At 46.2% G+C, this 16,750-nt stretch carries 16 protein-coding genes; 10 read left to right on the plus strand and 6 right to left on the minus strand.

Going from position 1 to position 16,750, the window contains the following annotated elements; translation table 11 throughout:
• Positions 1 to 10: 10 nt before the first annotated feature.
• Positions 11 to 970: a LacI family DNA-binding transcriptional regulator gene (locus K8U60_RS07570; RefSeq protein ID WP_223636609.1), complete on the plus strand. Its 960-nt coding sequence runs from the start codon at positions 11 to 13 to the stop codon at positions 968 to 970.
• Positions 971 to 1,872: 902 nt separating this feature from the next.
• On the opposite strand, the gene K8U60_RS07575 is transcribed toward K8U60_RS07570, so the two are convergent.
• The 5 genes from K8U60_RS07575 to hxlA all read right to left on the minus strand — a co-directional run bounded on the left by K8U60_RS07575 (position 1,873) and on the right by hxlA (position 5,103).
• On the minus strand, positions 1,873 to 2,226 hold the full coding sequence (locus K8U60_RS07575) for a winged helix-turn-helix transcriptional regulator (protein ID WP_223636611.1): 354 nt from the start codon (positions 2,224 to 2,226) through the stop codon (positions 1,873 to 1,875).
• On the minus strand, positions 2,198 to 3,058 hold the full coding sequence (locus tag K8U60_RS07580) for a Cof-type HAD-IIB family hydrolase (protein WP_223636613.1): 861 nt from the start codon (positions 3,056 to 3,058) through the stop codon (positions 2,198 to 2,200). The genes K8U60_RS07575 and K8U60_RS07580 overlap by 29 nt, the downstream gene beginning before the upstream one ends.
• A gap of 44 nt (positions 3,059 to 3,102) precedes the next feature.
• Positions 3,103 to 3,723: a cyclase family protein gene (locus tag K8U60_RS07585; protein WP_223636615.1), complete on the minus strand. Its 621-nt coding sequence runs from the start codon at positions 3,721 to 3,723 to the stop codon at positions 3,103 to 3,105.
• Between the two features lie 182 nt (positions 3,724 to 3,905).
• Positions 3,906 to 4,460 carry a 6-phospho-3-hexuloisomerase gene (gene hxlB / locus K8U60_RS07590; protein WP_223636617.1) on the minus strand — a complete coding sequence of 185 codons (555 nt, stop codon included), beginning with the start codon at positions 4,458 to 4,460 and terminating at the stop codon, positions 3,906 to 3,908.
• Between the two features lies 1 nt (position 4,461).
• Positions 4,462 to 5,103: a 3-hexulose-6-phosphate synthase gene (hxlA, locus tag K8U60_RS07595; protein WP_223636618.1), complete on the minus strand. Its 642-nt coding sequence runs from the start codon at positions 5,101 to 5,103 to the stop codon at positions 4,462 to 4,464.
• A 282-nt stretch (positions 5,104 to 5,385) separates the two neighbouring features.
• Here hxlA and K8U60_RS07600 point away from each other — a divergent pair, with 282 nt between their 5' ends.
• From K8U60_RS07600 to K8U60_RS07620, 5 genes are all read left to right on the plus strand, one after another.
• Positions 5,386 to 5,949 (plus strand): NADPH-dependent FMN reductase, encoded by a 564-nt coding sequence (locus K8U60_RS07600; protein WP_223636620.1) that lies wholly within the window; start codon positions 5,386 to 5,388, stop codon positions 5,947 to 5,949.
• 165 nt (positions 5,950 to 6,114) lie between these two features.
• Positions 6,115 to 6,549 (plus strand): MarR family winged helix-turn-helix transcriptional regulator, encoded by a 435-nt coding sequence (locus K8U60_RS07605; RefSeq protein ID WP_223636623.1) that lies wholly within the window; start codon positions 6,115 to 6,117, stop codon positions 6,547 to 6,549.
• Positions 6,550 to 6,616: 67 nt separating this feature from the next.
• Positions 6,617 to 7,600 carry a ring-cleaving dioxygenase gene (locus K8U60_RS07610; RefSeq protein WP_223636625.1) on the plus strand — a complete coding sequence of 328 codons (984 nt, stop codon included), beginning with the start codon at positions 6,617 to 6,619 and terminating at the stop codon, positions 7,598 to 7,600.
• A 15-nt stretch (positions 7,601 to 7,615) separates the two neighbouring features.
• A complete protein-coding gene (locus K8U60_RS07615; RefSeq protein ID WP_223636627.1) occupies positions 7,616 to 8,221 on the plus strand; it encodes an NADPH-dependent FMN reductase in 606 nt (201 codons plus the stop codon).
• Positions 8,222 to 8,657: 436 nt separating this feature from the next.
• Positions 8,658 to 9,263 (plus strand): flavin reductase family protein, encoded by a 606-nt coding sequence (locus K8U60_RS07620; protein ID WP_223636629.1) that lies wholly within the window; start codon positions 8,658 to 8,660, stop codon positions 9,261 to 9,263.
• Positions 9,264 to 9,346: 83 nt separating this feature from the next.
• Here the strand turns inward: K8U60_RS07620 and K8U60_RS07625 are convergent, their stop codons facing one another.
• Positions 9,347 to 11,716, minus strand: coding sequence for a putative bifunctional diguanylate cyclase/phosphodiesterase (locus tag K8U60_RS07625; RefSeq protein ID WP_263298601.1), 2,370 nt, complete (start codon positions 11,714 to 11,716; stop codon positions 9,347 to 9,349).
• Between the two features lie 764 nt (positions 11,717 to 12,480).
• Here K8U60_RS07625 and K8U60_RS07630 point away from each other — a divergent pair.
• The 4 genes from K8U60_RS07630 (at position 12,481) to K8U60_RS07645 (ending at position 16,734) form a co-directional block, all read left to right on the plus strand.
• Positions 12,481 to 12,981 (plus strand): tripartite tricarboxylate transporter TctB family protein, encoded by a 501-nt coding sequence (locus K8U60_RS07630; protein ID WP_223636633.1) that lies wholly within the window; start codon positions 12,481 to 12,483, stop codon positions 12,979 to 12,981.
• A gap of 12 nt (positions 12,982 to 12,993) precedes the next feature.
• The gene (locus K8U60_RS07635) at positions 12,994 to 14,493 is read left to right on the plus strand and encodes a tripartite tricarboxylate transporter permease (RefSeq protein ID WP_223636635.1); all 1,500 of its coding nucleotides are present in this window, start codon (positions 12,994 to 12,996) and stop codon (positions 14,491 to 14,493) included.
• Between the two features lie 68 nt (positions 14,494 to 14,561).
• Positions 14,562 to 15,563 carry a tripartite tricarboxylate transporter substrate binding protein gene (locus K8U60_RS07640; protein ID WP_223636637.1) on the plus strand — a complete coding sequence of 334 codons (1,002 nt, stop codon included), beginning with the start codon at positions 14,562 to 14,564 and terminating at the stop codon, positions 15,561 to 15,563.
• A 157-nt stretch (positions 15,564 to 15,720) separates the two neighbouring features.
• Positions 15,721 to 16,734 (plus strand): mannonate dehydratase, encoded by a 1,014-nt coding sequence (locus K8U60_RS07645; protein ID WP_223636639.1) that lies wholly within the window; start codon positions 15,721 to 15,723, stop codon positions 16,732 to 16,734.
• The last annotated feature ends 16 nt before the right edge of the window (positions 16,735 to 16,750 follow it).

A 16,750-nucleotide genomic window follows, 5' to 3' on the forward strand; every position in this document is an offset into this window, starting at 1 on the left:
AGGCGATGGAGTGGCAAGTATCCGAGACGTTGCCAGAATAGCGGGCGTATCTGTCGCCACTGTTTCACGTGTGTTGAATAACCATCCATATGTGAAGAAGGAAAAAGTGGAGGCTGTCAAAAGAGCCATCGAAGAAACTGGATATATCCAAAATATCAATGCCATCAATTTGAAAAAAGGCAAAACCAACCTGGTGGGCATCGTTTTGCCGATAGTGGATCATCCGTATTTTTCGCAATTGATCCAAGGCATCTCACTGGCGGCTGCAAGTCATCACTATAAACTGGTCCTTTATCAGACCGGTTATCATGAAGGCCAGGAAATGGAAGCATTAGAGATGTTGAAGCTCAAGCAAATCGACAGTCTCATCATTTGTTCGAGAAAAGTTTCACTGGATACGATAGAGCGCTATCGCCAATACGGAATGATCGTATTATTCGAAAACGGCGGGAATACACCGTTGAGTTACACCTATGTCGATCATTACGCATGTTTTATGGATGCGTTAAATTATTTGTATGAGAAGGGGCACCGGGAGATCGGATTCTCCATCAATCGATCCGACGGAACAAACAGCAGACAAAGGGAACAGGCTTACCGGGATTTTCTGGAGTTGAAAAGGCTGCCTTATCATGAAGAGTACATGGTTAAGGATTGCCTTTACCTGGAAGATGGGGAGCGCATATTAGACCGGTTTTCGCGTCTGCAGCGGCGCCCGACGGCTCTGCTTGCGACGAGCGATCAAGTGGCGGCTGGCATCGTGATCGCCAGTTCCAAGTACGGTATCGCCATTCCGGATGATTTGGCGATTATCGGATTTGATAACCACCCGATCGCCAAAGCCATGAATATTACCACCATCGGGATTCCGTTGAATTCCATCGGGCAGCTTCTTTTCGGACAGACCTTGGCGGATACGGTGTCACATAAAGAAGTTTCCGTTCACTTGATCGAAAGAATGACTGTTTAAAGTCACCCGGTGATGAAATCGGAAAAAAGCAGCCTGACCGATCGACAGCTTACACAAGAAGGACCATGTGATCATGCCCCGAAACGGGTTACACTCACAAAAGGCTTCTTGAAACTGCTGAAAATCATCAAAAGCTGCTTTACACTTTCAGCATAAAGTATGATAACGTTCTCAGGTCAAGGGAACTCCACTAACTCTTTCGGTATTGTTCCTACTGAAACTCAAATAAACAAGGCGGATTGCATGTTAATGCAATCCGCTGAGCTTGTAGACGAAAGAATATTGATGTTATTTAAAGAATGAATCTACATTTCATCATGTTTATAATGGATCCTGCGCTTCAGGCGGACGCTTTCCGCGGGCTCGCGCCGAACTAACTCGGACTGGCGCCCGAGTGGATTTCGGCACTCCACTGTTCCCGCAGGAGTCGCCGCCTTGCGCTCCGGATCCTTGAGTGAAGAATTTACTAGGTTTTGTGAGATTATTTTTTCTGAAACTGACTAGGAGCTTCTTTCTTTGATTAAAGCAACACCCACCAAGCGGGCTGGCCAAGAAGACTCCTGTGGGAGCAGCGCAGCGATGAAAGCTGAAGACCCCGCAGAAGCATGGGTTTTCCAGTAACGAGGAGGCTGAAGCTGAGCCCACGGAAAGCGAAGTGGCCGGACCGCTTGGGGATTATGCACCGCTATACATTTTGGTCAAACTTTGTCTACAGTCTGGGCGGATTGCATATTAATGCAATCCGCTTTGCTCTATTCATAAGTATTAGCTGCTTTCGACTTTCGTATCCAAATTATGCTCCATATAATCCTTGCCCCATTCGTACATCGAGTCAAGNAACTTTGTCTACAGTCTGGGCGGATTGCATATTAATGCAATCCGCTTTGCTCTATTCATAAGTATTAGCTGCTTTCGACTTTCGTATCCAAATTATGCTCCATATAATCCTTGCCCCATTCGTACATCGAGTCAAGAATCGGAATTAGGGTTCTTCCTTGGTCAGTCAGGGAATATTCCACTTTCGGGGGAACGACCGGATAGATCTCCCGGTGCACAATCAAATGTTCTTCGAGCTCGCGCAATTGAGTGACAAGCATGCGCTGGGTGATGCCCGGCATCAGGTTCTTCAGTTCGCCGAACCGTTTTGTTCCTTCTTTGCCTAAATGCCACAGGATCAGCATCTTCCACTTTCCGCCGATGATCGAAAGGGTCAGTTCCTTTTCACAGTTAAAGCTTTTTTCTCCCAAGTTGGGCATGTTCTTCTCTTCCTTCCTGAGTTGCAGCGACATTTGCCGGATCTAAAATAAACTTATCGATGGCATGAAGCACCCCTTCGTCGTTGTTTGTGAGAGAGGTGTAATCAGCTAGTTCCTTCACTTCCTGTACTGCATTTCCCATAGCGATGCCGAAACCGGCGGCCTTCAAAAGTTCGGAGTCGTTGTGGTTATCGCCGATGCCGATGATTTCTGACCGATCGATCCCAAGCTCGTTGGCCAGAAACAAAAGGGCGCTTCCTTTATTGGCTTCGGGATGGGTCACTTCCAGGTAAGTTCTTTTTGATTTGGCGATATAGGCGGACTCTCCGAATAACACCTGCAATTCCTGTTGCAGGGGAGCCAAAACGTCCGGCTCGTCGATAAAGAGCAATTTCGTAAATCCTTTTTTAGCCAGTCCGATCAGGTCCGGTTCTACAGTATACGGAACTTGAACAGCTTCAGCATAGGCAATCAGCTTATCCGTTTTTGCATCACCGTATAGAATGTCGTCCTGGTAGACTTGCAGGTGGATGTTTTTTTCACGGGCGATCATAATCAGTTTTTCTGCAATGTCAGGAGAGACCGGGCGTTCATACAATGCCTCCGCTTCGCCTGCGACTCTGATCATGGCGCCTTGATAGGTGATCAGCGGTGCATGGATCCCCAACTGCTCAGCGATCAGTTTTGCGGATGAAAACATTCTTCCCGTCGCAATCGTTACCACGGTTCCCATACGGATCGCTTTTTGGATGGCTGTCGCGGTATCGGGTGAAATGGTCAGCTCATCAGTGAGCAGTGTGCCGTCAAGATCAATCGCAATCATTTTATACATAGGCTCTCTCCTTGAAATTTTTAGTTATCCCTCTTTTTGAAGCGTTAAAAATTCAGTTCGTCGAACAGCAGAACCCTGGCAGGCGCAGCATCTGTCCCTATCAATTTTAATGGCGCTGCCACCATGAAATAATCGCCTTGCTGAACTTCTTTCAAACGCAACCCTTCTACGATGATGATCTCACCGGCAAACAAGGCTTTATGCGTCGGGTGGTTTTCCTGGCTTCTTTCGATGCCGAGCGCGTCTGTCCCCACTCCTCGAATCCCCAGCTCTGCCAGATAGTTTGCACCGTCTTCCGTAAGGTAAACAAAATCGAAATTGAACTCTTCGTCAAATGAGTTTTTTGTCTTCAATAAAATAAAGTCGTCTTTTTGAATGTGGAATCGTTTCAGATCCGCTTTTGAAATTCCGTTTTCCACACCCGTCAAATCCAATACTTGGCAGGCACCCACGAGCTTGTCCAAAGAGATCGACTCGAATGTTTCTCCATCCATGAGCATATGGCGGGGAGCGTCGATATGGGTCCCGGTATGGACGTTCATCTCCAATTGCGTTTCAGTGACTTCGCCGGTTGTCTTCGGATTCATTTTCGGCTGCTTTTCCGGTTTGTCCTTATAGACAGCCATGCCTTCAAAAATTGCCCCTGTTACGTCATACATTTTCATCTCATCAACCCTTCCGTTGCTGCGGAGTTTGTTGTATGTCCAGCTTGGCATGTTATTTATCCGGCTGTCCAGTGAGAACGCTTGAATACAAGGGCTATCCATAGCAGCGCAAGTTCTTCATTCGGGATGAACGATTAAAATAAGCCTGAACCTGATCACTTCAGGCTCAGGCTTATTGGGTTTCACTCTAGATTGGCGTGTCTGCCGTACATCGTGTCGGAGTTCAGCCCTTTTTTATCCATGAATCTCAAGATCACGGCATCGTAGAAAAGCAGAAGCGATTGCTCGAACAGGGAGCCCATCGGTTGAATGGACTTGCCGCTCGAGCTGTCTGCTTTCGCTTGGGCAGAAATCTCAATTGTGATGTCTGCAAGGCTGCCGATCGTAGAATCTGGATTTGTCGTGATGGCCACGACCGTCGCACCGATGGCTTTCGCTTTTTGGGTCATCGCTGCCAGGCTTTGGGTTTCGCCGGAACCGGAGCCGACAATGAAGAGATCATCCGTTTCCAAATTCGGGGTCACCGTTTCTCCTACAACATATGCATCCAATCCCACATGCATCATGCGCATAACGAACGCTTTCGCCATAAAGCCGGAGCGGCCGCCGCCTGCCACAAAAACTTTTTTGGCCTGCAGGATGCCGGTCACCAGTTTTTCGGCTTGTTCCTCATCAATGCTTGTGAGGGTCTGTTTCAGTTCGGCCAATATTTCATCGGCAAAGCCTGTGGTGTTCATGTTACGCTGTCACGCTTTCTTTGATCAGCTCTTGGATCTTCGCAGCTTCTGCGCCTTTGTCTTCTTTGCTTGTGATGCCGCCGCCGACGATGATCAAGTCAGGTTGTGCTTTGATCACTTCGGGCAATGTCTCCAATTTGATGCCGCCTGCAATAGCTGTGCGCGCATTTTTTACGACGCTTTTGATGGTGCGCAAGTCTTCGAACGAATCTTTGCCTTCTGCCTGCAGATCGTAGCCGGTATGGACGCAGATGTAATCAGCTCCAAGAAGGTCGAGTTCTGCCGCACGTGTTTTGATGTCTTTGACTGCAATCATATCAACCAGGATTTTCTTGCCTTGTTTTTTGGCTTCTTCAACTGCGCCTTTGATCGATGAATCTTCTGCCTGCGCCAGGATTGTGACGATGTCAGCCCCTGCAGCAACTGCATTGGATACTTCATAAGCAGCAGCGTCCATGATTTTTACGTCTGCCAGCACTTCCAGGTTCGGGAATGCGGCTTTCATTTCTGAAACGGCTTTCAAGCCTTCCTTGTTGATGACTGGAGTGCCGATTTCAACGATATCGATAAATGCCTCTACTTCTTTAACCAGTTCGATTGCTTGTGGAATGTCTACTAAATCTAAAGCCAATTGTAATTTCATCTATGGGTATTCTCCTCGGATTCTTATTTTTGGGTCAGGCTCAGTGTAAGCCCTGCCGTCAATCGTGTGAAGTACGCACTTTAATCGCACATACTGACAAAAAGTATACTGTCGTCATTGAAATAGACCAAAGGCAAGGAGAATTACAAGTTGGAATCATTTAAAAGAGTATTCGGACATTTCGTTTGAAACTGAGGGAATTTTCCCTTATGATGAAAGGGCATCAAGGAGTGAAAGTTCATAGAGCTAAGAATTGATCACAAATTGAGGAGGCAGTTATTCATGACAAAGATTGGAATTATCACAGGAAGCACCCGTCCCGGACGCAATAGCATACAGGTTGCGGAATGGGTTAAAGCCGTAGCGGACAAGCGCGGAGATGCGGAATATGAAATTGTGGATCTGAAGGATTATAATTTGCCGATGTACGCGGAACCGGTTTCGGCAGCTTATAGCCAGGATTACCAAACCCCGGAAGCGATTCCGTGGGCTCAGAAAGTAGCGGAGCTCGACGGCTATGTCTTCATTTGTCCGGAGTACAATCGCGGGGTGACGTCGGCGCTGAAGAATGCCATCGATTATCTGTACGTGGAATGGAACAATAAAGCGGCAGGCATTGTCAGCTATGGTTCTTCCGGCGGCGTGCGCGCGGCAGAAGCTCTGCGCATCATTATGGCCGAACTGCAGGTGGCCACTGTTAGAGCTCACCCCGCCATGTCCTTGTTTACAGATTTTGAAAATATGAATGAGTTCAAGCCGGCGGATGTCCATGAAGGATCGGTCACAACATTGCTCGATCAGGTCAATGCCTGGACCAATGCATTCGAGCCGCTTCGGAATAAATAAGAAAATAACCTGTATCATAGGTAACGAAGAGCGGTCCGGATTTTCGGGCTGCTTTTTACTTGCTTAAAAGTTAATCCAACTCAAACAGTTGACTCCCGGAAATACCCATGTTATGATTATCTCGAATTAAAGATAAATTAATTCAAGATAAATGAGGTGAATCGAATGGCTATGCCAAATCTCAACTTGAAAGCATTGACTGTATTGGTTCGAGCAACTGACGCTCTCCATGAATTGATTAAAACGGATGTTGCGCAGTACGGATTGAATCCGACCGAGTTTTCGGTATTGGAATTGCTGTACCATCGGGGACAACAGCCGATTCAGCTGATCGGCAAAAAAGTCTTGATTGCCAGCAGCAGCATCACTTACGTCGTTGATAAGTTGGAAACGAAAAACTACGTCATCCGCAAGGCATGTCCGGAAGATCGGCGTGTAACCTTCGCAGAACTGACTGATAGCGGACAGCAATTGATGGATGAGATTTTTCCGAAGCATGAACAAGTGATCAATCAGGCGTTTCAGGGAATGGAACAGTCGGAAATGGAAGAAATGATCAGAACCGTCAAGAAAATCGGCTATCAATCACAAGACATTTAACTTTTTTTAATCCTATATCTCGGAATCGAGATAATAATTATACACTACTATTTGAGGAGAGATACTGATGAATGAATTAAGAGGAATGCACCACGTAACAGCCATTACCAGCAGCGCTGAAAAAAACTATGAATTTTTCACTTATGTACTGGGCATGCGCTTGGTCAAGAAAACCGTGAACCAGGACGACATCCAGACCTATCACCTATTCTTCGCCGATGACAAAGGTTCGGCCGGAACCGATATGACCTTCTTCGATTTCCCGAACATCCCGAAAGGCACCCACGGAACCAACGAAATCTACAAAACGGCGTTCCGTGTACCGACAGACGATGCACTTGCTTACTGGGTCAAGCGTTTCGATAAATACGACGTGAAGCATAAAGGCATTCAGGATGTATTCGGCAAGAAAACCCTCTCGTTCGTCGATTTCGATGACCAGCAGTACATGCTGGTATCGGACGAAAACAACGAAGGCGTAGCATCGGGTACGCCATGGCAGAACGGACCGGTTCCATTGGAGTTCGCCATTACCGGGCTTGGTCCGATCCATATCCGTATCGCGGAATTCGATTATTTTAAGGAAGTATTGGAAAAAGCCATGCTGATGCGCCAAGTCGCAAAAGAAGGTTCATTCTATTTATTCGAAGTAGGCGAAGGCGGCAACGGCGCGCAGGTGATCGTCGAGCACAATAAATTGCTGCCAGAGGGACGCCAAGGCTTCGGAACGGTTCACCATGCAGCCTTCCGTGTAGCGGATACCAGCGTATTGCAGGAATGGATCGACCGCATGCAAAATCTTGGCTTCAATACATCCGGCTATGTCGACCGTTTCTTCTTCGAGTCGCTGTATGTGCGTGTCGCACAAGGCATCCTGTTCGAATGGGCAACAGACGGACCGGGCTTCATGGGCGATGAGCCTTACGAAACTTTAGGAGAGAACTTATCCTTGCCGCCATTCCTCGAGCCGAAACGCGACCAGATTGAAAAACTGGTACGCCCGATCGACACCGTACGCAGCACGCGCACCATCGAAAAAGAATATCTGTAAATAGGGGGAAATTAGATGAGTATTTTCAGTAGATTATTTGGAACATCGCAAGAAAACCAACCGGAGGAGGAAACAACAATGACAAAATTGAACATCGGCATCATCTTAGGATCAACACGTGAAGGACGCTTAAGCCCGCAGGTAGGAAACTGGGTAAAAGAATTGGCAGACAAACGCGGAGACGCGAACTATACGATCATCGACATCGCAGATTATAAATTGCCGTTATTAGGCGAAAATGGCGGAGATGCATCAGGTGCAGGCGCTTGGTCAGAAGCAGTCGCAGCTCAAGACGGATTTGTCTTCATCGCACAGGAATACAACCACTCGATCACCGGCTCATTGAAAAACGCACTCGATTACCTGCGTGTGGAATGGAACAACAAAGCGGCAGGCATCGTATCCTACGGTTCAGTCGGCGGAGCGCGCGCGGCAGAACATTTGCGCGGCATCCTGGGCGAATTATCTGTAGCGGATGTACGTGTCCACCCGGCACTATCCCTGTTCACAGACTTCGAAAACGGTGCGGAATTGAAAGCAGCGCCAGTCCAAGCAGATTCCGTCAACCAAATGCTGGACCAGGTCATCCCGTGGTCAACAGCATTGAAAACAATCCGTTAATCCAAATTTCAACCCCAATAACAGAATGTGCAGGTAAGCTCGCACATTCTGTTATTTTTTTGGCTACAATGGAGAAGTAGAGGGAATGGATAAGGTAATTAAGCTATAACAAGTAGGACTAATGATTTGTTTTAGCCGATATTCCGCAAAACAGCTCCGCTTTCCAGCGGGCTCCCGCCCAATCCTCCTCGTCCGCTGCGCTCCCTGCGGTGTATCGGTCGAATCGCTAAGCCGCAGGAGTCTTCGCTATTTTGCTCCATATCTTTGAGAGTTCTCCAGCGCCGGTCCGGCTTAGGAGCAGGCGAACGCCGAATGGAGCAATAAGATAAGTTGGTCTACTCGCCTTTCTTGCAGGAGCTGTGCCAATGCGACCGAAGCGAATAGTGAAAGTTAGTTTTAAATACAACAAATTCTATCAGTAAAGGGGAAGGTATAGGTGATTTCAATTGATCCGGAAAAAAACAAGGAACGGGACAACTATAAGCTGCTGATCGGCTCGGTCATCCCGCGTCCCATCGCGTTCGTCACGACACAGTCGGAGTCGGGAGTCCTCAACGGAGCGCCGTTCAGCTATTTTAATATCGTCTCTTCCAACCCGCCGATGGTTTCTTTATCGATTCAGCGGCCGACGGGGGAGCGGAAGGATACGGCACGCAACATTTACGGCAACGGTGAATTTGTGGTGCATATCGTGGACCGTGACAACGTCGGGAAAATCAATGAGACTGCAGCTTCCTTGCCGCCTTCTGAAAGTGAAGTGGACATGGCAGGGTTAACGCAGGTGCCGAGTGAGGTGATTTCGGTTCCGGGTGTCAAAGAATCGAAGATCCGCATGGAATGCCAGTTGGTGGAGTCCGTTCCACTGGGCGGCGACGGTCCCGGCAGCGATTTGTTCATCGGGAAGATTGTCCGGTTCCATCTAGATGAAGCTATTTACGAAAACGGCCGCATCGACCCGAGAGGACTGGACGCAATCAGCCGGCTCGCAGGGACAAACTATGCTGCCATTGGGGAGATCTTTTCAATGGAACGGCCGAAATAGAGAAACAGGCAAAAAGAAGGAAAGGCGCTTTCTGACAAGCGCCTTTCCTTCTTTTTTTAATCTGTTTATTTGCAGAAAACTATCTAAACCAATTTTATAGAAGGCAGCCCGTTCGCAAGAAGAGCTGAAATTTTTTCGGCAGTGAGCGGTCTGCTGAAGAAGTAGCCCTGGATTTCATCACAGTTCATCTCTTTCAGCAATGCCAATTGTTCACCGGTTTCTACACCTTCTGCGATGACCGACATGTCGAGGCGGTGGGCGATGAAAATCATGGCTTCGACAAGTGCTTTGTCGTGAGGGTTGGTGGCCATGTCCTGAACGAACGGCTGGGCGATTTTCAGGTTATTGAGCGGGAACCGTTTCAGGTAATTCAGCGACGAATAGCCGGTGCCGAAATCATCAATGGCAATCCGAACACCCAATTTCCTCAGGGCCAGCATCCGGGAAATTGCCTTTTCGGCGTCATCGACGGCGACGCCTTCAGTAATTTCCAGCTCCAAAGAAGCAGCTGGAAAACCGGTCTTTTCAAGAGCCAGCCGCACCGTGTCCATCAAATCTTCGTGAAGAAATTGGAGAGGAGACAAATTCACAGCAAGCTTCAACTGGGAATAACCCGTATCATGCCATTTCTTCGCCTGCTTACAGGCGGTATAAAGGACCCACTCACCGATGGGAAGAATCAGCCGGGTTTCTTCCGCCAGCGGAATGAACTCTCCGGGAGAAATGATTTTTCCGTTTGCATTCTGCCAGCGGACCAAGGCTTCCATCCCAATGATTTCACCGGTTGCGGCCTGGATCTGCGGCTGGTAATGCAGGATGAATTCTTCATTGGCAAGGGCGCGGCGCAGATCGTTTTCAAGTGCGATTTTTCGGGAGGCAGTGACGGCCATGTCGTCCGAAAAGAACTGGTAATTATTTTTCCCTTTTTCTTTTGCGTTGTACATGGCACTGTCTGCATGCTTCAGCAGTTCATCTGTCGTCTCCCCGTCTTTGGGATAGACCGCGATGCCGATGCTCATCGAGATATGCAGCTCCTGACCGTTGATGACCAGGGGGGCTGCAAGTGCAGACTGCAGCCTGAGGATCATCGGCGCAATGTCCGTTTCAGCTTGGATATTGTTCAAAATCAAAGTGAACTCATCCCCGCCCTGCCGTGAAACAGTATCGTTTGAGCGTAGGTTGCCTCTGATTTTTTGGGAAAATCCCTGCAGCAATAAATCCCCGAACTCATGGCCGAACGTATCGTTGATGTTTTTGAAGCGATCCAAATCGATGAAGACGACAGCAACTTTCCGTGAATTCAGTCTGGCCGCCGATATCGCGGCTTCAAGTTTTTCCAGAAACAACCTTCTGTTCGGCAATCCGCTCAGCACATCGTGATAGGCCATGTGCTTCATCTGCCGTACGGCTTTTTTCAATTGTTCGTTCTTGGAAGTGACCTCGACCGTTCGTTGTTCGATTTTCTCCTCAAGTACAGAAGTCAGTTCATGGTAGCGAGCCAATAACTTCCGGTTGTCCTGCAGCGTGAAGACCTGTCTGGTGATGATCAAAATGACCGACACGCCAGCTCCGGCAATCAAGCCGTTCATATCATTCTTTTGCTCGAAAATCATGACGATGAACAGCAGCACCATGCTGAAATAAGGAAGCAGCATGCGCAGGGAAATCCGGCCATCGGTAGGGGCGGAAGCTGTGGTTGGAATAGCTTCATTTTTGGGTTCCAGGGCATACAGGCCGGCAAGCGCCGTGATCAGCAGTCCGAGGGACCATAAGGGATCATAGAGCGTGCCTGCATTATAGCTGCCCGCAATCATCGCAAGAAGATAAGCGGTATCCGCAAAAACCTGGACAATCAAACCTGCAATGATCAGTGCCAGTACGCGGCTCTGAAAAAAGTAGGTGGAGCCGATATAGAAGCTGACAGCAGCAAACAGCAAGAGTAAATCTCCAATCGGATACCCAACTGAGGCCGCAAGCAGCAGGGGAGATGCAGAACCTGACGAGAACAGGGGCTGGATCAGATAATGCCAGCTAAGGCCCGTAAATACAGCAACGATAATGCCCATATCAAACAGAAACTTGATTTGATGGGCATTTTCTTTTTTCTGCCAGAGCTGATAAACGAAGGCAATTAGATAGAAAAGGATTTGAAGTAAGTAAAACAGGTCTGTCCATCCCATATAGGGCGCATCTGCACGGGCAATACTGTGGCTGTAGAACCAGATTCCCTGAGCGATTACATAGCTGAAACACCCTAGCGAACAGAGCAGCCAGAAATAACGGTCGGGGTTATGGATTTTTAAATACACAATGAACAGAGCGATTCCGGCAACGAGAGGAGCCAGCCAGGAAATAAGGATGATCCCCAGCAGATGAATATAGTCATTGCTCTCATTGAACAAAGTCCAGGCATAGTAGATGGAGATATGGAAGAAGATATAAACAGCAAACAATTTTTTTATATTCGAAAGAGTGATGGATTCCACCTCGTTTAAAATAGAAAATATTTACATAAAAAATTCTGAATTTAAAGAATTTGTTGTTATTTATTTTATTATAAAGAAGTTGGGGAAGAAAAGAAATAGGTATATTACAGATAATAACAATTTAGTGGAAACTAATAACCAATATTTTAAAAATAAATAGTCGAATAGCCTATGAGGGTCTCGCTTTTTAAATTAGTTAGAGTAAGGAAAAAGAAAGAACTGACTCCTAAATAAGGTTTCAGTTCTTTAACGTTATGGTTTATTTAGTTTAAAGTAGTGTTCCAGATGGAGCAGGTGGAGCTGACATCATCAGTTTTATCGCTATCAGTCAGTTGGCCATGGCGGATTAAGGTATATAGAAGATAGATAAGCAACTATTGCTGCTTTTCCCTTAGTGTAAAAAAGTCGATACTTTATACCGGTGCCCTCAAAATCTCAATCTCAGTTTTGATCTCCGGTCAGCCGGATTTCTTGAGATAGCCAACAGTCATAGCTGGATAATCCTCTCGATCTTTTCTAAAGCTTTACTTCTTGCTCGTTGGTTTATGAAGCGCATCTCTTCTATAGAAGAAGTATTTTCAAAGACCCACAGCTTTCACCACAATTTGAAGTTTAACTAGTAAAGTAAGAAAATTTAAATACTTTGTTGACAGTCAATCTATATTGTCTTACAATAAAATATATTAACAATCAGAATATTTTAAATCTACAGTATGTTGAGGGGGAACAGTATGGTGGCAAAGTACGAAGATGTCTTTTCCGGTATTTTTCTTTTGATTGTAAGCGTTATCATGTTTTTTACTGCTTACAGTTTTGAAGCTTTAACTACGAGTCTTGTCGGGCCGGCCTTTATGCCTCAAATCATTGCGATAGTAATGGCCATTTTCAGCGTCGTCATCGCTGTGGGTGGGTTCAGAAAAAGTAAAGTCATTCCTGAAGAGAAAAACTCGCCAGAGCAACATAAAGAAGAATTGATTGTAACTGAAAAAAGAAGCTACAAACCTGTGCTGATAAGTTTAGGATTGATGATTGGCTACGTAATACTGTTGCCTTATATCGGTTTCTTGATTATGACAGTCATCTACATTTTCTTGCAGATGTTGATATTAAGTCACATCACTCATCGGAAGATTTGGCTCTTCCTTCTAATCTCCATTGTTACATCTGCAACAATCTATTACCTTTTCCGCAATGTATTTTACGTCATGCTTCCAACTGGAATCATTGGCTAAGGAGGATAAACTATGTTCGATATGCTATTTGCGGGCTTCGGGTCCGTTATGACATTGCAAATTATCATGCTGATTGCAGCTGGTGTGGCTTTGGGACTTGTGTTCGGGTCCATACCCGGCCTGACTGCCACGATGGCCGTCGCCATCTGCCTGCCCATTACATACGGTATGGATCCAATCGCAGGAATGTCCCTCTTAATGGGCTTATACATCGGTGGCGTTTCGGGTGGGCTAATCCCGGCTATTCTATTGAAGCTGCCAGGCACTCCCTCTTCAATCGCCACAACCTTTGATGGGTATCCAATGGCACAAAATGGCGAAGCAGGAAAAGCGTTCAATTATGCCATCGTTTCTTCTTTCTTAGGTGGGCTTCTCAGTATTATCGTCCTGATTATGATAGCACCTCCATTAGGGAGAGTGGCTTTGCAATTTGGACCGTTTGAATTTTTTGCTATTGTTATTTTTTCCTTGACCTTGATTGCCAGTCTTTCTGGAGATTCTCTGCCGAAAGGAATTATGGCTGGATTGCTTGGAATTTCTTTTGCCATGGTGGGGGCGGCTCCCATTGATGCATTTCCGCGCTTTACATATGGTTTCACCGATATGAACGCTGGATTTAACTTGCTTCCTGTTTTAATCGGATTGTTCGCCTTATCGGAAATTTTTATATCGGCTGAAAAGAAAGTAAAAAAAGGCTTGAATGCAAAACTTTCTAAAGTGAATTACAAAGTGAGCATAAAAGAATACGTGGCTCAAGGGTGGAACTTTTTACGGTCAAGTCTCATTGGACTGGGGATCGGGATTTTGCCGGGCATTGGTGGAGGTACTTCAAACATCATTTCCTATGTCGCGGCGAAAAGTTCTTCGAAGAAGCCTGAAGAGTTTGGGAAAGGAAATCCAGCCGGTGTTGTGGCGTCTGAGGCTTCCAACAATGCTGCAGTAGGTGGAGCGCTTGTTCCGCTTATCTCTCTAGGGATTCCTGGCGATACAGTAACAGCTATGCTCTTGGGTGGCTTGGTGTTGCACGGCTTGCAACCGGGGCCGTTGCTTATGCAAAACAGTGGTGATGTGGTGTACGGAATTTTTGCAGCACTTCTAATTGCGAACGTCTTCATGATTCTTTTCCTATTTATGGGGATGAAAGGCTTCATCCGTTTGTTGAGTATTCCACAGCATATCCTATACCCGATCATTCTCGCGCTTTGTGTAGTAGGAGCTTTCGGTGTCAACAATAGATTGTTTGATGTAGGTGCTTTGTTGTTCTTCGGAGTTTTAGGCTATTTAATGATCAAATTTGGTTTTCCTTTAACGCCGCTTGTTCTTGGCTTTATCTTAGGGCCATTGCTGGAGACGAATTTACGCAGAGGATTAATGCTTTCACAAGGTGATTTCATGCCATTCTTGACTTCACCCATTGCAGCAGCGTTCCTGTTGGTTGCAGCAGCTTCAGTAGTCTTCGCAATTTACAGTAATCACAAGAAGAAGAAAGGCACCAGTGTTTTAAACGTTTAAGTACATTACCAATGATGTCGTTTTTAATGGGCTCAGACCCGTTGAAATAAAAAAAAGGGGGAAGTTAGATGAAGAGTGTATTAAAGAAGACTTTGTTCGGTTCGGTTCTGGCAACATCGATTTTATTCCTGGGGGCTTGTGGTGGGGATGGAGCAAGCGAAGACGCGAATGCAGGCAACGATCCTGCTGCAGATTATCCATCAGGGCCGATTACAGTTGTTGTCCCGGCTGGAGCAGGCGGCGATACGGATTTAAATACACGGATCATGGCTAAATATTTGGAAAAAGAACTTGATACAAATATTGTAGTATCGAATGTCACCGGTTCAGGTGGAGCAACAGGAACACAAACAGTTTTGGATGCGAAGCCTGACGGACAAACGGTTCTTGCGTTCCATAACTCTATGCTATTGAATAATGTTTTTGGATTGACCGATTACACATATGATGAATTTAAAATGGCGGGTGTGGGAGTATTGGACCAATCTAACACGTTTCTTACGTCTCCAGATTCTAAATTCCAAGACATTCCTTCTTTGATTGAATATGCAAAGGCTAATCCTGGAGAAGTGACGATGGCGACTGAGATCGGTTCCATGACTTATATTCAGACACTTCAATTTCAGGAACAGACCGGTGTTGAATTTAATATCGTAGACATCGGTGGAGCAGCCGATAAAATTGCAGCTCTTCTTGGAGGGCGTGTGGACATTGTGCCAACTTCACTTGGTTTAGTAAGCGGATATATCGAATCCGGGGATATGGTTCCACTGGGAGTTATGGCAGAAGAACGCCTTGAAGGAGCTCCTGATGTTCCAACGTTCAAAGAGGAAGGCGTTGATATCGTCATCGACAAAATCTTCTATTGGGGCTTCGATCCGGAAACTCCGGATGCATATGTAGAGAAATTCTCTAATGCTATGGAAAATGTCGTGGCGAATGAAGAGTATCAACAGGAAATCGAAGATTCTTGGTTGTCGCCTACTTTCTTGGACCAAGAGGCAACAAATGCAAAATTAGAAGAAATCAATGCCAGCTATCAAGAGGCTTATGACAACTCGGAACAATAAATAATTCAATAATGGAACATTGATAAGCTTGGAAATTAACAAATAGTGGCAGCAACTTTGAGAACTATTCGTGCATAACTGGATGCTTCCAAGAGTTGCTGCCATAAATTATTGGCTTAACAATAGTTAAAAAAATGCTGAAGAGGTGATTTTATAAATGATGAAAGTTTCTGTAACAGTAAATACTACAGATTTAAGTGATATGGATTTGCAGCAAATGTCCCAACTTGGGGTGGATTGTGTTGATTTTGGTGCTGGCGGCTCTTTTGCCGGTGTCAGTGAACAAGGATTTCCGGATCTGGATGAATTATTGAAACTGCAAAGGCGAATCCGATCATACGGAATGGACATCAACAGAGTGACCTTGCCGAATATGACCGATGACTTTATGCTGAACCGCCCAGGAAGTGAGCGCGAGCTCGAAAACTCCGTTAATGCAGTAAAAGTATTTGGACAAGCGAAAATTGATATTGTCAGACAACGTTTTGAAGGCGATGTTTTTTACGGGCTTTCAAGAAACTATAAGGCAGTACAGCGCGGCGGTGCGATTTCCCGTGGCGAGAGCCTCGGATTGCTGAAAGAAAAGCAACCTACTCCTACATTGGAAGAATTGGAATCCTGGTGGGGCAACGTTCAGACAGCTTATAAGGAATTAGTGCCGACTGCACAGGAAAATGGTGTGAAAATAGCCATGCACCCGTCAGATACCCCGCATCCTGATTCACCATTCGGCGGGATCGGGCTGCATCGTCTAATCGACGATTTTCCAAATAAGAACGTCGGATTGGTTTATTGTATCGGGACACGCGCGGAAGCAGGTGGTTCTTCATTGGTGCTGGATGAAATCAATCATTTCGGCCGCAAGGGCAGAATTTTCCTGGTCCACTTCCGGAATGTCAGAGGCAGTTTGCCGACTGCTGGGGCCTTTGAAGAAGCCTTGTTGGATGACGGTGATATGAACATGTTCAAACTATTGCTGGAATTGAAGAAAGTGGGCTATGACGGCTGCATCAATCCTGACCATGTCCCGACAATGGCAGGAGATCAGCCGGATCTGGACACACGCTGGCAATATTCAAATATTGGTTGGAAGAAATCCAGTCTTGGGTTTGCATATTCTGTCGGCTATATCAAAGCTTTGTTTGCGGCCATGACAGAGTTTGAAGGCTAAAAGAAATATAACTTTA

It is taken from the genome of Planococcus circulans (assembly GCF_020023385.1).
Taxonomy (GTDB): domain Bacteria; phylum Bacillota; class Bacilli; order Bacillales_A; family Planococcaceae; genus Planococcus.

What these genes read in the sequence shown, in the direction of transcription:
- K8U60_RS07575 (WP_223636611.1), bottom strand. Translation starts at nt 2,226, where the DNA reads ATGCCCAACTTGGGAGAAAAAAGCTTTAACTGTGAAAAGGAACTGACC.
- K8U60_RS07580 (WP_223636613.1), bottom strand. Translation starts at nt 3,058, where the DNA reads ATGTATAAAATGATTGCGATTGATCTTGACGGCACACTGCTCACTGAT.
- K8U60_RS07585 (WP_223636615.1), bottom strand. Translation starts at nt 3,723, where the DNA reads ATGAAAATGTATGACGTAACAGGGGCAATTTTTGAAGGCATGGCTGTC.
- hxlB (WP_223636617.1), bottom strand. Translation starts at nt 4,460, where the DNA reads ATGAACACCACAGGCTTTGCCGATGAAATATTGGCCGAACTGAAACAG.
- hxlA (WP_223636618.1), bottom strand. Translation starts at nt 5,103, where the DNA reads ATGAAATTACAATTGGCTTTAGATTTAGTAGACATTCCACAAGCAATC.
- K8U60_RS07600 (WP_223636620.1), top strand. Translation starts at nt 5,386, where the DNA reads ATGACAAAGATTGGAATTATCACAGGAAGCACCCGTCCCGGACGCAAT.
- K8U60_RS07605 (WP_223636623.1), top strand. Translation starts at nt 6,115, where the DNA reads ATGGCTATGCCAAATCTCAACTTGAAAGCATTGACTGTATTGGTTCGA.
- K8U60_RS07610 (WP_223636625.1), top strand. Translation starts at nt 6,617, where the DNA reads ATGAATGAATTAAGAGGAATGCACCACGTAACAGCCATTACCAGCAGC.
- K8U60_RS07615 (WP_223636627.1), top strand. Translation starts at nt 7,616, where the DNA reads ATGAGTATTTTCAGTAGATTATTTGGAACATCGCAAGAAAACCAACCG.
- K8U60_RS07630 (WP_223636633.1), top strand. Translation starts at nt 12,481, where the DNA reads ATGGTGGCAAAGTACGAAGATGTCTTTTCCGGTATTTTTCTTTTGATT.
- K8U60_RS07635 (WP_223636635.1), top strand. Translation starts at nt 12,994, where the DNA reads ATGTTCGATATGCTATTTGCGGGCTTCGGGTCCGTTATGACATTGCAA.
- K8U60_RS07640 (WP_223636637.1), top strand. Translation starts at nt 14,562, where the DNA reads ATGAAGAGTGTATTAAAGAAGACTTTGTTCGGTTCGGTTCTGGCAACA.
- K8U60_RS07645 (WP_223636639.1), top strand. Translation starts at nt 15,721, where the DNA reads ATGATGAAAGTTTCTGTAACAGTAAATACTACAGATTTAAGTGATATG.